We start from the raw sequence: 21,269 nt of genomic DNA on the forward strand, positions 1-21,269 counted from the left end.
ACTAATTCATAATTCTTATAAAAGAATACTGTAAAACAGTATTTCATTGTAATTTATAACAAATATTGCTATTTTTAAAATTATTGGAGCCGTAGTTCAGTTTGGTTAGAACGCCTGACTGTCACTCAGGAGGTCGCGAGTTCGAGTCTCGTCGGTTCCGCAAAATGCCGCAAAAGCGGCATTTTCTGTTTATGGCATATTATACTTATATTATAAAAGTGAAATAAATGGACGATATTATATCGGTTCAACCGATTGTCTCGAAAGAAGATTAGCATTACATAATGAAGGAAATTCAATTTCTACAAAAGCATATATTCCATGGGCATTAGTATATTATGAAACTTAAAAATCTAAAATTGAAGCTTTAAAAAGGGAAATACATTTAAAGAAAATGAAGAGTAAAAAATATTTCGATTGGCTAATTGATAAAAACTCAGGAGGGCGTCCCGACTAAGTCGGGAAGTCTCGTCGGTTCCGCAAAATGCAGAGTCATAAGCCCTGCATTTTTCATTTATTTCGCAAAATTACATACAAAGCAAGTTTGAAAAGTTACTTGTTTAAGTAATGATTAATTCTATTAATGGCATTTTGCCTGATATTAAAGTAATAAAAAGAATAGTCAAAACCGTGATAAATGCCGTGAAACGTGGGCTCTAATAAATTTGCATAAGTAGTATTCGCGATTATTACACCTTTTAATGTATCCACTCTGGCATCAGCGCATTGTGGCACGGCTGAAAATACCTCATTCGAATCCGGCATAAATGAACCTAAACCTTGTTCCATTGTAGCCAATGTTTGATCCCTTGTCCAGGTTATCGGATTTATAACAATACCTGTCAAGCCCCACAAAAATGGATTTGCTATTGTTAAATTAGGTTTTTCAGTATTATATGAAATTATTACTCCTGTGTCATCCGGTCCGGTTGCAAATTTAAGATGCTGGTTATTGTTAAGGTAGTCCTTAGTAATAGGATAACCTATGACATAAGCGGCAACCATCCGGGAATATACCTCAGGATTATCTTTTAGATAGCCTGCGAGCAGATTGCTCAGAATTGTTGAGCCCTGTGAATGTCCGGCTAAAATGTACGGCCGTCCGTTGTTAAAATGCTTTATGTAGTAATCAAATGCCATCGTTGCATCTGTGGTTGGTGTTCCAGAAACAATGGAAAGAGCGTCCGGTGTTAAATTTGCCTGCCTGTAAAATGGGGCATAAATGTTCGCAATACCTTCAAATGCTGTTGCTTGTCTTAAATATGCAAATGAAGCCATTCTTAACATCGAAGTGTCATCTATTGCACATACTTCAGGAAGAGAACTCGTACTTGTCCATGCTGTCGGATAAAGATAAAAAACATCAACCGGATAAATAGTTGCTGGTATTGATAACCAGTGTTGTGCCTTGGAATAATCTACAGATGAAAATGTTATAGATTTATCCACGGGATTCTGGCAACCTGGAAAAAAGATCAAAGTAAAAATTGCCGGAAATAGAAACTTGATTACGGTTTTCATTTTGTAAAATTATAATTTATTAGAAGTCTGATGCAATAATATCTTAAATAACATTTAAATATATCGTATATCAAAAGAAAAACAATATTAAATCTTCCTGGTCTGGGGATATTTTTTGTAATTTTTAATCTATAATTACAACTGTTTTAAACTAATCAAAAATAATATTTTATAAAAGTCAGATATTATGCATTATTTTTTTATAAATCAACTTCTTCCAAATCGACAGTAATGCTGCAAATAATATTAAAAATAGACAAAATACCAAATTTCCATTGAAAATTAACAAAATTTTTGATTACTAAAATATTGAAATGCTGTTCAAATATTAAATATAATCCTTTTAAATACGCCTTGAAGGCAATCTGAATGCAACCTGAATTTGCTCAAAACCGTGTATTAACAGAATCTATTTACCTTTCCCGGGATTTAAACCGTCTCTGCAATATCCTCCTGCTCGTCTTCGTATACTTCAGCATAGCGTTAAGCAACCTCAAACTGTTTTCTCTCATGACTATTATCAGGTTATCACTTGCCTTAAAATTAGTAAACTTTCAATGATTTTTAAAAACTGTATTTTTACACGAATTATTTATTCGAAATTAAATATTTTTCTTAACTATATAGAAATCATCACAAATGTGATTTTAGTTTCAGGCGGAGCAGGTTATATTGGTTCACATACAGATAAAATGCTTATAAATGAAGGACATAAAGTCCTGGTGATTGATAATCTTTCGAGAGGTTTTATGGAAACTGTTCACCCGGATGCTTCATTTGAAAAAGCTGATTTAATTGACAACTCAAGAGATCGTCACGACTAAATCGGGAAATCTCGTCGGTTCCGCAAACATAGAACCCTGTAAATATTTAGTTTATTGGGTTTTTGTTCTTACAAACCCATATTTCATGTATTTTACCAATATAGATTCTAAGTATGAAACAAAAAATATTTCTTCTCGTCCTCATTTTAATCGCCTCTATAGGAATAAGCGCGTTTTATATATTCAGCAATAAAATAAAGAATCAACGTAATCTTGTCGTTGAAAGTAATCCAAAAAATATAAAGAAATCAGATAAACCTGTTGTATATATGACAAAGGAATTAACATCTGATGGTTTGATTGCTGTTCATAAAGATCCGGGTCTCATTCTTTCTGGAAAAATTGCCGTTAAAATCGGTACAGGCGAACCTGATGGTAATAACTATATCTCATCCGATTTAATAAAAGAACTTGTACAAAGTGTCAACGGAACTTTAGTTGAATGTAATACCGCATATAAAGGTAAACGCTCAAATTCAAAGCAGCATAAAAAAGTCGCTGAAGATCACGGCTTCACTGCTATTGCTCCTGTAGATATAATGGATGAAGAAGGCTTTGTTTCTCTCCCTTTTGAAAAAGGTGAAAACATAAAGGAAAATTATGTTGGCTCGCATTTTAAAAATTATGAATCTTATATTATTCTATCTCATTTTAAAGGACATCGAATGGGGGGATTTGGCGGTGCAATTAAAAATATGTCCGTAGGTATCGCTTCAGCAAATGGAAAAATGTGGATTAACACAGCCGGTTTAACCGATAACACAAGCGATTTTTCAAAGGCATTCGAAACTCCGCAGGATAAATTTCTGGAATCAATGGCTGAAGCTGCGGGTGCTGTTATGTTATATCTTGGTGATAAAATATTATACATCAGTGTAATGAACAAACTATCCGTCGATTGTGATTGCATGTCAAATCCGGCAGCTCCAACTATGAAGGATATTGGAATCCTGGCATCAATCGACCCTGTAGCTCTCGACCAGGCATGTGTCGATTTAATTTACAAGGTACATGATGGTCATGACTTAATAAAACGTATGGAAGAAAAAAACGGGATTCATACACTTGAACACGCCGAAAAGCTTGGCTTGGGCAGCAGAACTTACGAACTTGTGATTATAGAGTAGTTTTGAAAATATTTGTTTTTACGAATTCTAATTAAGGATATAATTAAATAATATTTATAAAAGAAGTGTCGAGATTTAAGGGCTATTTATTGTTACTAATACTATTTCAAAAGAATAGACTTTATTGCAAATACAATTTAACCTGACAAAAAGGAAAAAACATTACTTAAAAATAATACAATATGAATATAACAGAAATAGCAACTGCATTTTCAAATGGCCACTTTAATATAACTTATCCCTTTTTGGCTGACAACATTGAATGGACTGTGGTTGAAGAAAAGCTATTTATTGGAAAGAATGCGGTTTTACAAAATTGTAAACAAATAAGTAATTATTTTAAATCAGTAACTACAAACTTCAGTACATTGAACGTTATCACCGACAACAATAAGGTTGCAATAAATGGAACCGCAGAATTTATGAAAGATAAAAAACGACTTTCATTTGTTTCATCTTGTGACTTTTATGAGTTTGATGACAATAAATATTTAGTGAGGATTACTTCATACTGTATTCAAAAGAAATAACTGTGGATGAACAACGACCCGCTAATACCATACACTTGGAAAATTAGGAACTGATTCAAACCTTAACTTGTTTGAGTATTAACGATTTAAGTTTTAAATTTGATACATAAAAAGCAGCAAAATGGAAAATAACATTGTAAAACTGCATCGGGTTTTTGCGGCACCGGTAGAAAAAGTATTTAAAGCATTCAAAGATGCCGACGCAATGGCTTCTTGGTTGCCGCCTTATGGATTTGTTTGTAAAATACATAGTATGGATTTTAAGATTGGGGGCACATACAAAATGAGCTTTACCAATTTTACCACAGGTAACGGGCACTCGTTTGGCGGCGAATATTTAGAAATTATCCCTAATGAGCTTTTAAAATATACCGACCAATTTGATGATCCCAATATGCTGGGACAAATTATTACAACAATTAAATTTAAAAAGGTTTTATGTGGTACAGAACTTTTAGTAACTCAGGAGGGAATACCAGATGCTATACCAATTGAAATGTGTTATTTAGGTTGGCAGGAATCGCTAGACAAATTAAAACGTTTAGTAGAACCTAATATACCTGACGCATAAGAAAATCACAAAACAATAATTAAAATGGCAAAACAAATATTTATAAATTTAGCAGTTAAAGACCTTCAAAAATCTATGGACTTCTACACTGCTTTAGGGTTTACAAATAATCCGCAATTTTCAGACGACACAGGAAAGTGTATGGTTTGGAGTGAAAACATTTTTGTGATGATAATGACACACGAAAAGTTTAAATCATTTGCAGCCAAACCCATTGCAGATACAAAATTAACCGTAGCAGGACTTTTTTCATTATCGTTAGAAAGTTTGGACGAAGTAAATCAAATGATGACTAATGGACTAAAAGCAGGTGGAGTCGAGCTTCAAGAAATGAAGGATTATGGTTATATGCAGCAACGGACCATTGAAGATTTTGACGGACACACCTGGGAAATTTTCTTTATGGACATTACTAAGTTTCCAAAACAATCATAATTTGATTCGATGATTAAAGAAATTCAAAAGTACAATCAATCACTGTAAGAAGTTAAACTTTGCAATAAGTTGTCAGCTTTAATAGATAAACACTTGAAGAATGCAGAAATTTCAAAACTCATCTGAATAAATTTCTGGAATCAATGTCTGAGGCAGCTGGTTCGGTCATGTTATACCTCGGTGAAAAAATTTTGTTTATTTATGTAATGAATAATCTTTCTGTAGATTGTGATTGTTTCTCAAATCCTGCTGCAATAACAATGAAGGATATTGGTATCCTTGCATCTCTCGAATCCGTTGCACTCGATCAGGCATGCGTTGATTTAATCTATAAAGTTCATGAACGACACGACTTACTAATACGTATGGAAGAGCGAAATGGAATTCTTGCTCTGTAACACGCTGAAAAACTCGGGCTTGGCATTACAACCTATGAGTTAATAATTATAAATTAATATAATATAAATTATACTCTCACAACAGTATAAACTTTTGTGAGAGTATAAATACACAGTCTGCGAAAGGATGTTATTGCTTATTCAATCGATGATTAATGCTGGTGATCAGTCGTACTGCAAGCACCAACTATCTCGTGGAAAACGTCATGTAAAGCGGTTAAATCCGTTTTAATCTCTTCGTCTGTGCAGTTTGCTTTTATTTTGTTATTCAAAGCTTCACTGCCGGCTACTAATTTAACAAGATTTTCTTTTATGCTGGATATGTTTGCAAATTCTGCAGGTATAGCTGATTTCTGCCATGCTATTGCTTTCTCGAGCATCTCACCGCTGCGCTCTCTTATTGGAGCGTAATTTCCGTCTTCAGCTGGATGAAAAGTCTGGCCCATAACCTTATGAAAATCATCTTTTTCTTTCCATTCCACCTTCGTTTGAGAAGATGCTAAAGAAGTTACAACAAAAAGAATTGAAAAACTAATAATACTTGAATATTTTTCATTTCTGATTTTATTTTTTAAGTTAATATATATTTAATATTCTAATTACATACCGGGAAAAGGTAACTAAAGCCTCTCTTGATGTTACCCTTAATTTCAGATTCTTATCTGAAATGCATTATGTTTTTAAAACAAACTTTCTGTTTTATTTGTTCTGCTAAGCTGGATTTTATAGTATCATTTTATGTTTTTTCAAAACAAGATATTGTAAATTATAAAAGACTTTTATTAGTATTCTATTACAGATATATTTATAATATTCAATCACATTATGAAATTTAAGAAACTTCTATGATACCAAGATACTCAAGAAAAGAAGCAGCAAAAATCTGGTCGGATGAAAATAAATTTAATATTTGGCTTGATGTCGAAATTCTCGCATGCGAAGCTCAGTGTAAACTTGGCAACTTACCCGCTAAATCACTCGCTGTTATTAAAAAGAAAGCAAAGTTTGATACAAAACGCGTGTTGAAAATTGAAGAAACTGTCAAGCATGATGTTATTGCTTTCCTAACGAATGTTGCAGAGTATGTTGGTATTGATTCACGTTTCATTCATATGGGTATGACAAGCTCTGACGTCCTCGATACTGCTCTATCTGTTCAGTTGAAACAGGCAGGGGAGATTATTCTTAAGGATTTGTTGAAGCTGAATTCCGTTCTGAAAAAGAAAGCACTGAAATACAAAAAGTTGACTATGATTGGCAGAACGCATGGAATTCATGCTGAACCGATTACTCTCGGTTTGAAGTTTGCTTTATGGTACGACGAAAATAACAGAAACATTAAAAGGATGAAAGATGCAATTGAAATTGTATCCGTCGGACAAATATCAGGCGCAGTTGGAACGTATGAACATATATCACCAAAAGTTGAAGAATATGTCTGCCGCAAGCTTGGTTTAAAATCAACAAAGATTTCTACTCAGATACTGCAAAGAGACAGGCACGCTCAGTTTCTGTCCACTTTGGCTATTATTGCTTCTTGTTTAGATAAATACGCAACTGAAATACGTCATCTGCAAAAGACTGAGGTTCTCGAACTTGAAGAGAGTTTCACAAAAGGACAAAAAGGTTCTTCTGCAATGCCGCATAAAAAGAATCCCATCGTTTCGGAGCAGCTATCTGGGCTCGCAAGGGTAATTAGAAGCAATTCCCTCGCAGCATTGGAAAATATTCCTCTCTGGCACGAGCGCGATATTTCTCATTCATCCGTAGAAAGAATTATAATGCCCGATTCAACAATCCTTCTCGATTATATGCTCAATAAGTTTATCTTGCTTATAGAAAATGTTACTGTTTATGAAAAGAATTTAAAAAGGAATCTTGAACTCACAAAAGGACTTATATTCTCTCAGACGTTACTGCTTAAACTTATAGAAAAGAAAATGAAAAGGGAAGATGCCTATAAAATAGTTCAGTCAATCGCAATGAAATGCTGGGAATCAAAAATTGATTTCAGAAAACTTGTTGAAGATAGCAAAGAAGCAATGAAGTTCTTAACCTCTAAAGATCTTCAGGAAGTGTTCGATTATAACAAATCTCAAAAGAGTATAGAATTTATTTTCAATAGGGTATTCAATTAAAAAGCCGGCTCTTTACCGGCTTTTAGATTAAACCTGCTGGTATTGCCTTCTTAGTTCAATCACCTTACCGATAATTGAAAAAGGCCTGTTCATTATTGCCTTGTACTTTGGATTTGCAGCTTCAAGATATGCCTTAATCTTGTTATTGCGCAATGTCTTCACAGTTGCTTCATCGTCGAGTAATGCGATTACTATCTCTCCGTTTTCTGCTGTATCCTGTTTCCTGACGATTACAATGTCCCCGTCATAGATACCCGCGTCTATCATGCTGTCGCCTTTTACCTTCAATGCAAAATGAATGTTGTGGCCCTTTGCACTCTTCTCGACTGCTACATATCCCTGTACATTATCCGATGCAAATATTGGCTCACCCGCTGCTACATTACCGTAAAGTGGTATGTAGTTCATTTCGGTTTTAGGTGTTACTTTCTCACCCGAAGATGTCTTTACTACTCTGAATCCGCGGGCAGTATCTGGCTTTTTCATTAAATATTGTTTCCTTTGAAGCGCGAAGACGTGGTCTTGAATCGTCCCGACCGTAATCTTGAACTTATCGGCAATTTCCTTAAGTGTTGGTGGATATGAATTATCCTCCGTAAATTTTAGAATGAAATCTAAAATCTTCTGCTGTTTTTTAGTAAGCTTCTTTTCCATATAATAATATGGCATATTTTAATATGAGATGCAAGTGGAAAATGTATAAGGAGAATAAATTTAAGACTATCCGTTTATGTTTTTATACTTTTCGATATCTGTTTCCATGCAGCAGGCGAATAAATCCTGTGCACTTCCTTCCTGAATCCCGAAAAATACAGCGACCCCCACAATGGTGTTGTTTCAAGATAATATAATGTTTCATTTATGAAGTCCATTACTACCGGAAACTCAAATGCCGCATAGTGTTTTGGCGTGTATGTCTTCAGAAATGCTGCAAGTTCAAAAGAAACCGAATCTGTTATTAGTAATGGATAGACTACAAGCGACCCGCCCAGCCCTATCGGTATGCCTTTCCTGTGGTTGTATGCATATTCAAAAAGGTTTGAACTAAACTGCCTCATCCAGTTTCCGTCAATACCCCTTTCTACGTATTTTACAAAAGAATAAGTCGAACACTTCCCGAACATCGCAATGTCCGTTCTGTATCGCGAATATATTCTGTCCATCCCAAGCGTATCATCATTTACAGTTTGTTCAAATCCATAATATTGCATCCATTTGTCTAATAATGTCAGGTAATTCTGTAACTTGTCATTCTGCATAATAATACGATTTTAACTAAATCTATAAAATTATAATACATTTAAAAAGTCAAACTTAAATCGACTTATCTTAATTGCTCTGTTTAAAGTCCAAAACAGATATTACGCAACATGTTTTTTATTGAGTAAAAATGCTCAGTTTAACCTTTTTTCTTCCGGTCATCATATTTTATAACTATATAATTATATTGACATTTAAAATTATTATAGGGATATTTTATGACAGTTCTTGCTTTTTATTATTATTTTTACTAAATAAATTTTTGTGAACTTAAACCTAAGGAAAACAAAATGAAGAAGATTTCTTTTCTGGTTGTTATGTTAATTTTCACAACATATCTGTGCTATGCACAGAATGCAGATTTCAACAATTCAATTGTGAAATCATTCGTTCCTGAATATTTTAGCGATAATCCGCTTACCACAGGAACTTGGTCAACTTTACCCATTTCCCCTCACGCAGTCTCAAGAAGTTGCTGTGCTGCGATTAAAAGAGGTGATACAGTCTTAATTTATCAATTTGGAGGTGGTTCATCTACACAATTAACAAATGTTGCCAAGTACAATTCTAAGACTAATGCTTGGACCAATAATGTATCAGTTATGCCTAATCCAATTTCTGCAGGATGGGCAGTCGCTATGAAGGGAGATAGCTTGATTTATGTTATTGGTGGGAATAATGCTACATCTGCATACGGTATATGTATGAAATATAACATTATTACTAACACTTGGACTACTATGACTCCCATGACGACTAGTAAATGCACCGACCAATTAACAGCTGTTTATCACGATAGTTTGATTTATTGTGTTGGCGGTGGAGATGGATTGTTTGGTACTACTACAGTTCAGTACAATGCTACAAGAATTTACAACACAAAAACAAACACATGGTCAGCTGGAACTAATTTACCTATTCCTATGAGTATGTCGGGCGGTGGTATTATTGGTGATACGATTTATATTTTCTGTGGTTCTACAACAGGTGGAACTTACGTACCTAATTGTTATAAAGGTGCTATTAATCCTGCGAATCCTTCAACGATTACATGGACCGCTATAGCTCCTTACCCGACTGGTGCAGTGACAAGAATGGCTTCTTTTCCTGTTAGAATTGGAAATGCTGGAGGAATATTCTGTTCAGGGGGTGCAATTAGTGGAGGAACTTTAACAGCGACATCTTATTTGTACAATCCTTGTACAGGATCTTTCCAGGCATTGGCAAATAATTCTCAAGCACGATCAAACTTTAAGGGTACCGGCTTATATGACAGTTCTGCTTATATTGTTTCCGGTTATACTACTACTGGTGTGGGAACTACTGAGAAATTCAAATTTACTCAGATTGATGGAAGTTGTCTTGGAAGTCCTGTTGTCGGATACTTCAATGACTTCGAAACCTACACCGTTGGTCAGCGTCTTGCTTGTCAGGATTCTCTAAACTGGACGACTTGGAGCATCTCTCCGTGCAACACTACTGAAGACCCTCTGATTTCCAATGCTCAATCATTTAGTCCGACTAAGTCGGTTGTGATTACCCAGAATAACGACTTGGTAAAGCGATTTGGAAATGATACAAATGGCGTTCATGAGGTTACTTTCAAGTTCTACATCCCGACCGGCAAAGCGGGTTATTGGAACACTTTGGCAAACTTCGCTGGTTCATCATCCCAATGGGGTATGGAGTGCTATTTTGATGCTGCATCAACCGGAAGACTCAATGGAGGTTCATCAACTTCCATACCATTCGCCTATACACAAGGTTCTTGGCAGACGGTGAAATTGATAGTGAATCTGGATGTCGATTCGGCAAAGGTCTTCATCAATGGAACTATAGTTCATAAATGGCGTTGGACAGCCGGTGCAAGTGGCACAGCAGTTCCTAAGAAAATTTCTGCTGCCGACTTCTTTGGAGCCACAGCAACGGATGAAATGTATGTTGATAACTTCTCTTACAATCCGGTTGCTAATTGGATAACCGGTGTTAATCAGATTGGTAATACAGTACCGGTGGAATACACTTTGTCACAAAACTATCCAAACCCGTTCAACCCGACAACAAAGATTAACTTTGCACTTCCAAAGTCTGGGCTTGTTACTATGAAGGTCTATGATATTCTCGGTAAAGAAGTTGCAACTTTAGTCAATGAAGTAAAGAACGCAGGTACTTACACTGTGGACTTCAACGCAAGCAATCTTACAAGCGGTGTTTACTTCTATAAAGTATCTGTAAACGGCTTTAGTGAAGTAAAGAAAATGTTATTACTCAAATAAATCTGTAATTTTCATTCCTGAATATAGGAATCATAAAGCCCGGTGCTGAAAAGTATCGGGCTTTTTGTTTTTAATTGACATTAATGAAGATTTCAATTAATTTAATGAAAATTTTACTAACATAAACAGGAGTAAATATTATGCTTAAAAAGAGCATTACAGTTATGGCTATCCTTGCGGTAGCAATTACATTAGCTTACGGTTTCATTCAGTTCAATGATGACCCGTATTCAGATAGAGCACCTGTCGTAAGGACGAATAACAGCGGTACTACGGCAGATACTATAACACCGGTTGGCTTCCCTTATCCGACAGCATTTAATTTCAATTATGCTGGCGTCGGCGGTATGAATGCAGGAACCGTTGGTGCTATGTGGTTCAATGGTAAATACTATTTCAATAGATGGAATAGTACTTATATTTACAGATATAATGATAATGGTCCCGGGGGTGGTCCCGGAACACTTTCTGATTCTTTAACTTATGTTGGAAACTGTCGTGACCTTACTACAGACGGTACTTTCCTTTATGGTGGTCCGGCAACAACAGTTTTGTATAGGTTAAACCCAAATACTGGAGCTACGCTTAAGACCTTTACACTTACTGGCGGTTCAACAAGAGCTATTGCATGGGATCCGAATAGAAAAGGTTTCTGGAATACAAACTTTTCCGGAAGCATTTTCTTTCATGATACAACTGGTGTCTTACGGAGAACTATAACATCTACTTTATCTGGTAAGTACGGCATGGGCTGGGATAGTACTTCAACACCCGGTCAGGCATTCTTATGGGTCTGGTCTCAGGATTTCTCTATTCCGACAGATACAACGAACTTACTTACCAAAATTAATATAACCACAGGTGCAGTTGTTAATACATACGTAATTAATATTAATGGTGTCGGTATTGCTGGCGGTGCCGAAGTAGTTGCTAAAGGCAATCAGTTACTTATGCTCTGCAACTATCAGAATTATGCTCTGGTTGGTTATAAACTTAAAGACCTTGCTCCGGCAGGATACTTCAATGACTTCGAAAGCTACACCGTTGGTCAGCGTCTGGCTTGTCAGGATTCTCTAAACTGGACGACTTGGAGCATCTCTCCGTGCAACACTACTGAAGATCCTCTTATTTCCAATGCTCAATCATTTAGTCCGACTAAGTCGGTTGTGATTACCCAGAACAACGACCTGGTAAAACGATTTGGAAATGATACGAATGGCATTCATGAGGTTACTTTCAAGTTCTACATACCGACAGGCAAAGCGGGTTATTGGAATACCTTGGCAAACTTCGCTGGCTCATCATCCCAATGGGGCATGGAGTGCTACTTTGATGCTACTGCCACCGGGAACAACGGAAGACTCAATGGAGGTTCATCAACTGCCGTACCGTTCGCATATACACACGGTGCATGGCAGACGGTGAAATTGTTGGTGAATCTGGATGTCGATTCGGCAAAGTTCCTCATCAATGGAACCATGGTTCATAAATGGCGTTGGACAGCCGGTGCAAGTGGCACAACAGTTCCTAAGAAAATTTCTGCTGCCGACTTCTTTGGAGCCACAGCAACGGATGAAATGTATGTTGATAACTTCTCTTACAGTATCGGCGCTAATTGGATAACCGGTGTTAATCAGATTGGTAATACAGTACCGGTGGAATACGCTTTGTCACAAAACTATCCAAACCCGTTCAACCCGACAACAAAGATTAACTTTGCACTTCCGAAATCAGGTCTTGTAACAATGAAGGTCTATGATATTCTCGGTAAAGAAGTTGCAACCTTAGTCAATGAAGTAAAGAACGCAGGTAATTACACTGTGGACTTCAACGCAAGCAATCTTACGAGCGGTGTTTACTTCTATAAAGTATCTGTAAACGGCTTTAGTGAAGTAAAGAAAATGTTACTACTCAAATAAATCTGTAAATTTCATTCCTGAATGTAGGAATCATAAAGCCCGGTGCTGAAAAGTGCTGGGCTTTTTATTTATTAAGGATTAATAAATTTCAATCCTCTGCTCTCCTGCCGGAAAAATCTCTTTCCTAGACCTTAAACGCGTTAAAATCATTCTATCAGATGAGTAAAAAGTTATGATTCGGATTTTAGGATTTTCATATTGATATTTATTTCAAGATACACTAAATTATAAGTCAACATTTTTTTGTTAAGAATAAATCTTTTCTAATAATTAATCAGTTATATTAAAGAAATGTTTTTATTAATTATATTGTTCAATACTTAAATAAATTATTTATTAAATCAAAAACTGAAAGGCAAACAAGATGAAAAAAATCTTTTCAACCGTTTTAGTTGTTGTGGTCGCACTTGGTCTGACTCTCGGATTTATTATGGATGATCCGTTTGGAAGCAAGTCTCCATCTTCAACCACAAAACAAACTGGCAGTAATCCTGTACATGTGTCTTACGGCACACCCGTATATACCGATAACTTCGACGGTGCTAACGATACAACAGCACTTAGAACAAGAGGTTATAAAATCTATCAAAACTCTGTGCCGCTAGGCATTACATTCTGGTTCCAGGGCAATGAGACAGTATTTCCTGCATACAACGGTCCTACAACTGGATATGTTGGTGCAAATTTCAATGCTACGTCAGGTGCCGGTCAGATCGACGTCTGGATGATAACTCCAAAAGTTACAGGCGGCGGAATTCAGGCAGGTGACTCACTGTATTTCTATTCAAGAACATCAACAGGTAGCACATGGCCCGATTCAATCAGGGTAATGTATTCAACATCAGACTCGACTGTATCAGGTACATGGACAGAACTCGGTAGATTTTTAGTATCCGCAGCAGGAACTTGGGAAAAGAGAGGCTTCAGAGCACCAACAGCAAGTGCAAACGGTCGTTTTGCAATCAGATACACAGTAGCTAACGGTGGACCTTCTGGTTCAAACTCAAACTATATCGGTATTGATGCTTTAACTATCGAAAGAAGTGGAACTCCTCCGCCTACGGCAGCATGGACTGAGCAGGTTTCAGGTATAACTACTACACTTTATTCTGTTTCTGCAGTTAATGATGATATTGCTTGGGCTTGCGGTGCTTCTGGTAAAGTTCTTAGAACAACCAATAAAGGTGCAACTTGGACGAATGTGAGCGGAAACCTACCAACTTCTGCTCCTCTTTATAATATTTTTGCGTGGGATGCTAACGTTGCTTTAGCAACCGCTTCTCCAACAGCAGGAAATTATATCTATAGAACAAGTAACGGCGGTGCAAACTGGACTGAAGTTAATTTCCAGGCAGGTGGTTTCGGTAATGGTCTCTGGATGACTGATGCAAATACTGCTTATCATGTCGGTGACCCTGTCGGCGGTAACTGGACTTTCTTGAAATCTACAAACGGTGGTGTTAACTGGACAACTTGGGCAACAGTACCAACAACACAGGCAGGCTGGAATAATGCACTAATGATAGTTGGTAACAACGTTTGGATGGGTACAAATGCCAACTACTTTATGTATTCTTCAAATCTTGGTGCAAATTGGTCACAACAGACTACTACTTTCACTAACCAGTATTCAGTTTGGTTCAATAGCGAAACTGTTGGTTTAGCTGGTTATAATGCATTGAACCTCACCACAAATGGCGGAACAAACTGGTCAGCATTAGCTTCTCCGGTTGCAACAAACACAGCAGGTATTGCTGGAACAGGAACTGAATGGTGGGTTGCTACTCAGAACACAACTGTTCATTATTCTTCAAACAATGGTGCAGTTTGGTCAACAGCATATACTGCTCCTGACGGTTTATTTTATCATCTGACGAAAGCAAGAACTGGTAACACCATCTGGGCTGTCAGAAACAATGGAAAGATTTCAAGATATGGTACACCTATCTCCGGTATTACCGTTGTTAGTAATGAAATTCCTTCTTCATACTCTGTAAGTCAGAATTACCCAAATCCGTTCAACCCGACAACAAAGATTAACTTTGCTCTTCCGAAATCAGGTCTTGTTACAATGAAGGTCTATGACATTCTCGGTAAAGAAGTTGCAACCTTAGTCAATGAAGTAAAGAACGCTGGAAGTTACACAGTAGATTTCAACGCTAGCAGCCTTACAAGCGGAATGTATTTCTACAAAGTATCAGTAAACGGCTTCAGCGAAGTAAAGAAAATGATGTTAATCAAATAAATAAATTGTTTTCAATCCTGCAGAACAGGAATCTTAAAGCCCGTGCTGAAGAAGCCCGGGCTTTTTGTTTACACAATGTTATTAATGGAGCTTTCCATTTTATTTCTTACTTCCTTTTCTTCCTGATGTTGATTAGAATTAAGCCGTCATTCAGTATTTATTCCTTCTCTTATTAAAAAAATCTTTTCCGTTTTAATCTGTTTGCTTGTGAGTTTAAACAAGATTGTTTCTGCTTCCGAGGCAATGAAGGTATGTGTTCTTTTCCATAACTTATTACTTTATTCAAATTTCATATTTTCACGTTGAAATTTTAATAAATAAATATTAAGTTACTTACATTGGAAGTATTTTTTATCTCGAATCTTTGAGTTCTTTTCATATATTATTCTAGAGTTAATCTGAATCAGTAATTTAATTACTTATTAAACCAAAACAGAAAGGAAAGAAAACGATGAAAAAAGTCTTCACTACAGTCTTGGTATTAGTTGTAGGATTAGGGCTTACAGCCGGGTTTATTATGGAGGACCCGTTTGGAAGCAAAAATACTAATTCTGCTGATACGAGACAAATTGGTAATAACCCGGTGCACGTATCTTACGGCACACCCGTATATACCGATAACTTCGACGGTGCTAACGATACAACAGCACTTAGAACAAGAGGTTATAAAATCTATCAAAACTCTGTGCCGCTAGGCATTACATTCTGGTTCCAGGGCAATGAGACAGTATTTCCTGCATACAACGGTCCTACAACTGGATATGTTGGTGCAAATTTCAATGCTACGTCAGGTGCCGGTCAGATCGACGTCTGGATGGTAACTCCAAAAGTAACGGGCGGCGGAATTCAGGCAGGTGACTCACTGTATTTCTATTCAAGAACATCAACAGGTAGCACATGGCCCGATTCAATCAGGGTAATGTATTCAACATCAGACTCAACTATTTCCGGTACATGGACAGAACTCGGTAGATTTTTAGTATCCGCAGCAGGAACCTGGGAAAAGAGAGGATTCAGAGCACCTTCTGCAAGTGCTAATGGTAGATTTGCAATCAGATACACAGTAGCGAACGGCGGACCTTCTGGCTCAAACTCAAACTATATCGGTATTGATGCTCTTACTATAGAAAGAAGCGGTGGAGCACCTCCAACTTTGACGTATCCCACTACAATTTGCAGCTATGGTCCTCTTCCGGCTTCTCCATTAGGAAGATGGGCTCACGCAAGTGCTATTCTTGGTGATACTCTTTATATTACTGGAGGTTATCTTGATAATGCTACAACTGGTTCAACAAATGTACAAAGATATAATATTAATACAAACACCTTCTCAGTTGGTACTCCGCTTCCGTCAGCGTTATCCGGTCATTCTTTAGTTAAGGCTGGAGATGCTCTTTATCTAATGGGTGGCGGTTCAACAGTTAGTACCGCTGGTACTTTATGCTATAAATACACTCCGGCTACAGGCTGGACTTCTATTGCTCCTTTGCCCGGTGGTCGTTCTGGTCATGGTGCGGTCAACTGGGGTGACAGCGTAATTTTTGTTATGGGTGGACCTTATTCAGCTCCGGCTACAACAGTATATTATTACAGAATCGCATCCAATACATGGGGTACTTCTTCTCCTAATTTACTTGCGAGAAGAACAGCCGCCTACGGTATCGTCGGTAATAAGTTATTCATTATGGCTGGTTATAATGCTGCATTCACAAAGAACGTTCAAATAGGTACTATTGGTGCTAATGCTTCTACAATCACTTGGGCTTCTGGTCCTAATGTTCCGATGTCTAAAACTGGTTCCTCAAGACCGGGTGGTGTTGGACTTGGTAATAGATTCTACTTTGTAACCGGTGAAGTTTCTCCTGCGCCGGGTACGTGCGACAGTATATTTATCTTTGATGCTGATGCAAATTCATGGTTACCGACAGTTCTTACTGGAAGAGGTATCAATGGTGCTTCATCAAACTATTGGGAAGCAGTCGATGCTTTTGTTACTGGTTCAAATAAAGGAAAGATTCTAATTTCTGGCGGTTCCCTTACAGGTGCAACTAATCCTGGACTTGTTACTATACAGGTTGACCCGTGTTCAGTTACTAATATTGGTAACCTCGAAACACCCGCAAGCTATTCATTATCTCAGAACTTCCCGAATCCGTTCAACCCGGTTACTAAGATTAGCTTCGCACTTCCGAAGTCTGGACTTGTTACAATGAAAGTCTATGATATCCTCGGTAAAGAAGTAGCTACACTCGTTAATGAAGTCAAAAACGCAGGCAGTTACACAGTCGATTTCAACGGAAGCAGCTTATCAAGCGGTATGTATTTCTATAAGATTTCTGTTGATGGATTCAACGATGTTAAGAAAATGATGCTTCTCAAATAAATCAATAATTATTTATCCTGTTTAAACAGGACTAATATAGCCCGGTACTGAAAAGTCCCGGGCTTTTATTTTTATACATATTTTGGTACGCTTTTTCTTTTCTAACTTACTTTGTCTGATGGTAAATCTCAATAACAGAAAATTTTCTTATTTTCTTTGTCTAAATATGATTCAATAATCCATTGAATATGCCTTCTAATATGTCCTATTTAAGCAGTGACCGCGGTAAATTATTTAAGTGGGGAAAAAACAATTACATATGATTTATTATTTTTAATGTTGATATTAAATAATTATTGAATTATGTTATATAATATAGGTATTTTTTTATAAATGTGTTATAGCTATTTATTAATCTTAAAAGATAAAAATGAAAGGAAAAGCTATGAAAAAACTCTTCTCACTCGTTTTATTTTTAGTTGTTGGATTTGGACTTTCACTCGGATTTATTATAGAAGACCCGTTTGGAAGCAAAAATACTAATTCTGCTGATACGAGACAAATTGGTAATAACCCGGTGCACGTATCTTACGGCACACCCGTATATACCGATAACTTCGACGGTGCTAACGATACAACAGCACTTAGAACAAGAGGTTATAAAATCTATCAAAACTCTGTGCCGCTAGGCATTACATTCTGGTTCCAGGGCAATGAGACAGTATTTCCTGCATACAACGGTCCTACAACTGGATATGTTGGTGCAAATTTCAATGCTACGTCAGGTGCCGGTCAGATCGACGTCTGGATGGTAACTCCAAAAGTAACAGGCGGAATGCTTGCCGGAGATTCACTGTATTTCTATTCAAGAACATCAACAGGTAGCACATGGCCCGATTCAATCAGAGTAATGTATTCAACATCAGACTCAACCATTTCAGGTACATGGACAGAACTCGGTAGATTTTTAGTATCCGCAGCAGGAACCTGGGAAAAGAGAGGATTCAGAGCACCTTCTGCAAGTGCAAACGGTAGATTTGCAATCAGATACACAGTAGCAAATGGCGGACCATCAGGCTCAAACTCAAACTATATCGGTATTGATGCTCTTACTATAGAAAGAAGTGGTACGCCTCCTCCAGCTTTTTCACTGCCTGACTTAATCTATTATAGATTTGAAAATAATCCCGCAGCAAATTTGACACCTAACTTTGCTATCCCGGGCGCTGGAACAAATCCTGCCCCCCTTACTACTTTAACTCTTACTTCCGGTGGTCAGTTTGATAGCTGCTTATCAGGTACTGCTACTACAAGTGCTAAAATTATGACTGGTTATAATTTATCAACAGGTACAAGTAGTTTTACTATTAGTATGTGGCTTGGCAACCTCGGTACACCGTCAACAACGAGATATCTGTTCGGTGATATGGGTCATTCATTCCGCTGCTTTGTAGGCGGTGTTGCCCCTTCTGGTGGTGCACTTCTTAGAGGTACAGGTGTCACAGATGTTCAGATTCCAAATATCATCCCGGGACCAAACGTCATACACATTGTCTATGATTCTGCATCAACAAGCGTTAAAATCTATAAAAATGGTGTCCTTGAAAATACTGTTGTTCAAGCAAATCCATGGAATTTTACATCCGGTACAGGATTCTCTGTCGGTGGTTATTCATCCTCAGCCGGTATTGACGGCTTAATGGACGAATTCAGATTCTACAAAAGAGGCTTAGATTCTGCTGAAATTGCTAACACTTGGAATCTTGACCTCGGTGTCGTTACAGCTGTTACTCCCGTCGTTTCAAACGTTCCTGATAAATATTCTTTGTCTCAGAACTATCCTAATCCGTTCAACCCTGCTACAAAGATTAATTTTGCTATTCCGAAATCTGGTCTGGTAACATTAAAAATCTATGATATTCTCGGTAGGGAAGTTTCAACCCTCGTCAATGAGGTTAAAAACGCAGGTACTTATATGGTGGACTTCAACGCTAACAATCTCTCAAGCGGTATGTACTTCTACAAAGTTTCTGTGAACGGCTTTACTGATGTTAAGAAAATGATGTTAATCAAATAAATCTGCAATTCTTATACCTGTAAGCAGATTGTGAATTTAAGCCCGGTACTGATAAGTGCCGGGCTTTTTGTTTCATTTTAAATTATTCCTTAAGTAACATACTTTTAGTTCTTCTCTAATCTCCTTCCTTTTAGAAGTTTTTAAAATATTTTCTCTTTATATCTTTACTTTTGTTAAAATTATTATTATATTTATTATAAGTATGAGTATATACAAATGTAAATATACTTTAAAGTATGTCATTTATAAAAAATAAATACCCTCTAAAGTTCTGTAAAAACATATTTCTATTTTAGCATCCCATGAACATCCCATGAACATCCCATGAACATCCTATGAACATTCCATAAACATCCTATGCTCCTCCTTCTCTCGCCCGTCTCTGCCTGCTCTGTCATAGCTTGCTTCTGCAACGCAAATAACAAATCTCCCATTTCTTTATAAATTTCTTTCATTTTATATCAAAAATCCCCTTTATTCCCCCTATTTAATATTATACAGTCTTCCTTCTCTTTGACTCAATGTCTTTCACTAAATTTGGAAATTATTATAAGCAATCGTAAATATAAACTTTGCTGCTTCGGTTTTGCATTTATGTAAAGTTATTTATTTCATAAATTATAATAAAATTCTTAACTATTGAAAAGACTTATAATCTCATTATTCGTTTTTGTTATTTCAATTAATTGCTACTCTCAGGATAGTACCCTCCATTTCATTGCCATAGGTGACTGGGGTAGGCAGGGGAATCATCTGCAGAAAGAAACTGCTGAAACTATGGGAAATTATGCCGAATCATTTCCGGTAAAATTTATTGTTTCCACAGGCGATAACTTTTATGAATATGGAATTAAATCCGTTGAGGATTCTCTTATCAAATTAAGCTTTGACGATATTTATACTGCTACCTCTCTGCAGGTGCCATGGTATATAACTTTTGGAAATCATGATTACGGATATAGTGCCAATGCACAAATTGAATTATCTAAGTTTAATATAAGATGGAAATTCCCCTCAAGCTATTATTCTATTGATGAAGAACTTGCAGATGGTACAAGAATTCAATTCCTTTTCGTCGATACTAACCCTTTCATTGAAAAATACAGAATTAAAACAGATAAAAACTCCGACTGGCATAATTCAGCAGACCAGCTATACGAAGCAGATTGGCAGCAGCAATTGAAATGGCTCGAATCAAGCCTGAAAAACTGTGACGCCGACTGGAAAATAGTCATCGGACACCACCCTGTCCTTTCAGGCGGCAAACACGGTAGTATTAAAGAAATTAATAAGTATTTCAAACCGTTATTTGAAAAATATGGTGTGCAAATGTATATTTGCGGTCATGACCACGATATTCAGTTCCTCAAAGAAAACAGCGTGAATTATTTCGTCAGCGGAGCAGGCTCCGAACTGCGTAAAACTAATTTAATCGAACAATCAGTGTTTGCCCGGAGTATAATTCCTTTCTGTCAGCAAGAATTTACAGCGGTAAAGCGGTTATGAAGTTTATTAGTATTCAAGGTGATGTCGTTTTCGAAACCGAAGTGGAAAGGTAAATTTGTATATTTTATGGAACAAATTTATCGATTTAACGTTAAAAATTAAAAGATATAAACTTTCAG

Annotated in this window: 19 protein-coding genes and 1 tRNA gene; 15 read left to right on the forward strand and 5 right to left on the reverse strand. The window is 36.8% G+C overall.

What is annotated here, in order from left to right; translation table 11 throughout:
- The first annotated feature begins 85 nt into the window (after positions 1 to 85).
- Together WC644_08710 and WC644_08715 are read left to right on the forward strand one after the other, a co-directional pair.
- A tRNA-Asp gene (locus tag WC644_08710) sits at positions 86 to 160 on the forward strand.
- A gap of 81 nt (positions 161 to 241) precedes the next feature.
- A complete protein-coding gene (locus WC644_08715; protein MFA5012017.1) occupies positions 242 to 349 on the forward strand; it encodes a hypothetical protein in 108 nt (35 codons plus the stop codon).
- Positions 350 to 552: 203 nt separating this feature from the next.
- Here the strand turns inward: WC644_08715 and WC644_08720 are convergent, their stop codons facing one another.
- The gene (locus WC644_08720; GenBank protein MFA5012018.1) at positions 553 to 1,521 is read right to left on the reverse strand and encodes a DUF3089 domain-containing protein; all 969 of its coding nucleotides are present in this window, start codon (positions 1,519 to 1,521) and stop codon (positions 553 to 555) included.
- A gap of 641 nt (positions 1,522 to 2,162) precedes the next feature.
- Between WC644_08720 and WC644_08725 the strand changes: the two genes are divergently transcribed.
- From WC644_08725 to WC644_08750, 6 genes are all read left to right on the forward strand, one after another.
- Positions 2,163 to 2,345 carry an NAD-dependent epimerase/dehydratase family protein gene (locus WC644_08725; GenBank protein ID MFA5012019.1) on the forward strand — a complete coding sequence of 61 codons (183 nt, stop codon included), beginning with the start codon at positions 2,163 to 2,165 and terminating at the stop codon, positions 2,343 to 2,345.
- 113 nt (positions 2,346 to 2,458) lie between these two features.
- Positions 2,459 to 3,472 carry a DUF362 domain-containing protein gene (locus WC644_08730; protein MFA5012020.1) on the forward strand — a complete coding sequence of 338 codons (1,014 nt, stop codon included), beginning with the start codon at positions 2,459 to 2,461 and terminating at the stop codon, positions 3,470 to 3,472.
- A gap of 182 nt (positions 3,473 to 3,654) precedes the next feature.
- Positions 3,655 to 4,002, forward strand: a complete 348-nt coding sequence (locus WC644_08735; protein MFA5012021.1) for a hypothetical protein — start codon at positions 3,655 to 3,657, stop codon at positions 4,000 to 4,002.
- A gap of 121 nt (positions 4,003 to 4,123) precedes the next feature.
- The gene (locus WC644_08740; protein ID MFA5012022.1) at positions 4,124 to 4,573 is read left to right on the forward strand and encodes an SRPBCC family protein; all 450 of its coding nucleotides are present in this window, start codon (positions 4,124 to 4,126) and stop codon (positions 4,571 to 4,573) included.
- A gap of 24 nt (positions 4,574 to 4,597) precedes the next feature.
- Positions 4,598 to 5,008 (forward strand): VOC family protein, encoded by a 411-nt coding sequence (locus tag WC644_08745; protein MFA5012023.1) that lies wholly within the window; start codon positions 4,598 to 4,600, stop codon positions 5,006 to 5,008.
- A 134-nt stretch (positions 5,009 to 5,142) separates the two neighbouring features.
- Complete coding sequence (locus WC644_08750; protein MFA5012024.1) at positions 5,143 to 5,406, forward strand: DUF362 domain-containing protein; 264 nt, start codon at positions 5,143 to 5,145, stop codon at positions 5,404 to 5,406.
- Positions 5,407 to 5,558: 152 nt separating this feature from the next.
- Here the strand turns inward: WC644_08750 and WC644_08755 are convergent, their stop codons facing one another.
- Complete coding sequence (locus WC644_08755; protein MFA5012025.1) at positions 5,559 to 5,888, reverse strand: hypothetical protein; 330 nt, start codon at positions 5,886 to 5,888, stop codon at positions 5,559 to 5,561.
- A gap of 363 nt (positions 5,889 to 6,251) precedes the next feature.
- Here WC644_08755 and purB point away from each other — a divergent pair, with 363 nt between their 5' ends.
- Positions 6,252 to 7,544 carry an adenylosuccinate lyase gene (gene purB / locus WC644_08760; protein MFA5012026.1) on the forward strand — a complete coding sequence of 431 codons (1,293 nt, stop codon included), beginning with the start codon at positions 6,252 to 6,254 and terminating at the stop codon, positions 7,542 to 7,544.
- A 27-nt stretch (positions 7,545 to 7,571) separates the two neighbouring features.
- On the opposite strand, the gene lexA is transcribed toward purB, so the two are convergent.
- Together lexA and WC644_08770 are read right to left on the reverse strand one after the other, a co-directional pair.
- On the reverse strand, positions 7,572 to 8,198 hold the full coding sequence (gene lexA / locus WC644_08765; protein ID MFA5012027.1) for a transcriptional repressor LexA: 627 nt from the start codon (positions 8,196 to 8,198) through the stop codon (positions 7,572 to 7,574).
- A 74-nt stretch (positions 8,199 to 8,272) separates the two neighbouring features.
- Positions 8,273 to 8,803 carry a hypothetical protein gene (locus tag WC644_08770; GenBank protein MFA5012028.1) on the reverse strand — a complete coding sequence of 177 codons (531 nt, stop codon included), beginning with the start codon at positions 8,801 to 8,803 and terminating at the stop codon, positions 8,273 to 8,275.
- 291 nt (positions 8,804 to 9,094) lie between these two features.
- Here WC644_08770 and WC644_08775 point away from each other — a divergent pair, with 291 nt between their 5' ends.
- The 5 genes from WC644_08775 to WC644_08795 all read left to right on the forward strand — a co-directional run bounded on the left by WC644_08775 (position 9,095) and on the right by WC644_08795 (position 19,644).
- Positions 9,095 to 11,080: a T9SS type A sorting domain-containing protein gene (locus WC644_08775; GenBank protein ID MFA5012029.1), complete on the forward strand. Its 1,986-nt coding sequence runs from the start codon at positions 9,095 to 9,097 to the stop codon at positions 11,078 to 11,080.
- 140 nt (positions 11,081 to 11,220) lie between these two features.
- Positions 11,221 to 12,999 carry a T9SS type A sorting domain-containing protein gene (locus WC644_08780; GenBank protein ID MFA5012030.1) on the forward strand — a complete coding sequence of 593 codons (1,779 nt, stop codon included), beginning with the start codon at positions 11,221 to 11,223 and terminating at the stop codon, positions 12,997 to 12,999.
- Positions 13,000 to 13,363: 364 nt separating this feature from the next.
- Positions 13,364 to 15,244 carry a choice-of-anchor J domain-containing protein gene (locus WC644_08785; protein ID MFA5012031.1) on the forward strand — a complete coding sequence of 627 codons (1,881 nt, stop codon included), beginning with the start codon at positions 13,364 to 13,366 and terminating at the stop codon, positions 15,242 to 15,244.
- 451 nt (positions 15,245 to 15,695) lie between these two features.
- The gene (locus tag WC644_08790) at positions 15,696 to 17,627 is read left to right on the forward strand and encodes a choice-of-anchor J domain-containing protein (protein MFA5012032.1); all 1,932 of its coding nucleotides are present in this window, start codon (positions 15,696 to 15,698) and stop codon (positions 17,625 to 17,627) included.
- A gap of 385 nt (positions 17,628 to 18,012) precedes the next feature.
- Positions 18,013 to 19,644, forward strand: coding sequence for a choice-of-anchor J domain-containing protein (locus tag WC644_08795; GenBank protein ID MFA5012033.1), 1,632 nt, complete (start codon positions 18,013 to 18,015; stop codon positions 19,642 to 19,644).
- 287 nt (positions 19,645 to 19,931) lie between these two features.
- On the opposite strand, the gene WC644_08800 is transcribed toward WC644_08795, so the two are convergent.
- The gene (locus tag WC644_08800; protein ID MFA5012034.1) at positions 19,932 to 20,099 is read right to left on the reverse strand and encodes a hypothetical protein; all 168 of its coding nucleotides are present in this window, start codon (positions 20,097 to 20,099) and stop codon (positions 19,932 to 19,934) included.
- Between the two features lie 184 nt (positions 20,100 to 20,283).
- On the opposite strand from WC644_08800, the gene WC644_08805 reads away from it, so the two are divergent.
- Complete coding sequence (locus tag WC644_08805) at positions 20,284 to 21,150, forward strand: metallophosphoesterase (protein MFA5012035.1); 867 nt, start codon at positions 20,284 to 20,286, stop codon at positions 21,148 to 21,150.
- The last annotated feature ends 119 nt before the right edge of the window (positions 21,151 to 21,269 follow it).

It is taken from the genome of Ignavibacteria bacterium, from assembly GCA_041649015.1.
Taxonomy (GTDB): domain Bacteria; phylum Bacteroidota; class Ignavibacteria; order Tepidaquicellales; family Tepidaquicellaceae; genus CAIKZJ01.

Bases quoted from the DNA above. Each gene is read 5' to 3' on its own strand.
- WC644_08720 (MFA5012018.1), bottom strand. From the start codon at position 1,521: ATGAAAACCGTAATCAAGTTTCTATTTCCGGCAATTTTTACTTTGATC.
- WC644_08730 (MFA5012020.1), top strand. From the start codon at position 2,459: ATGAAACAAAAAATATTTCTTCTCGTCCTCATTTTAATCGCCTCTATA.
- WC644_08735 (MFA5012021.1), top strand. From the start codon at position 3,655: ATGAATATAACAGAAATAGCAACTGCATTTTCAAATGGCCACTTTAAT.
- WC644_08740 (MFA5012022.1), top strand. From the start codon at position 4,124: ATGGAAAATAACATTGTAAAACTGCATCGGGTTTTTGCGGCACCGGTA.
- WC644_08745 (MFA5012023.1), top strand. From the start codon at position 4,598: ATGGCAAAACAAATATTTATAAATTTAGCAGTTAAAGACCTTCAAAAA.
- purB (MFA5012026.1), top strand. From the start codon at position 6,252: ATGATACCAAGATACTCAAGAAAAGAAGCAGCAAAAATCTGGTCGGAT.
- lexA (MFA5012027.1), bottom strand. From the start codon at position 8,198: ATGGAAAAGAAGCTTACTAAAAAACAGCAGAAGATTTTAGATTTCATT.
- WC644_08770 (MFA5012028.1), bottom strand. From the start codon at position 8,803: ATGCAGAATGACAAGTTACAGAATTACCTGACATTATTAGACAAATGG.
- WC644_08775 (MFA5012029.1), top strand. From the start codon at position 9,095: ATGAAGAAGATTTCTTTTCTGGTTGTTATGTTAATTTTCACAACATAT.
- WC644_08780 (MFA5012030.1), top strand. From the start codon at position 11,221: ATGCTTAAAAAGAGCATTACAGTTATGGCTATCCTTGCGGTAGCAATT.
- WC644_08785 (MFA5012031.1), top strand. From the start codon at position 13,364: ATGAAAAAAATCTTTTCAACCGTTTTAGTTGTTGTGGTCGCACTTGGT.
- WC644_08790 (MFA5012032.1), top strand. From the start codon at position 15,696: ATGAAAAAAGTCTTCACTACAGTCTTGGTATTAGTTGTAGGATTAGGG.
- WC644_08795 (MFA5012033.1), top strand. From the start codon at position 18,013: ATGAAAAAACTCTTCTCACTCGTTTTATTTTTAGTTGTTGGATTTGGA.
- WC644_08800 (MFA5012034.1), bottom strand. From the start codon at position 20,099: ATGAAAGAAATTTATAAAGAAATGGGAGATTTGTTATTTGCGTTGCAG.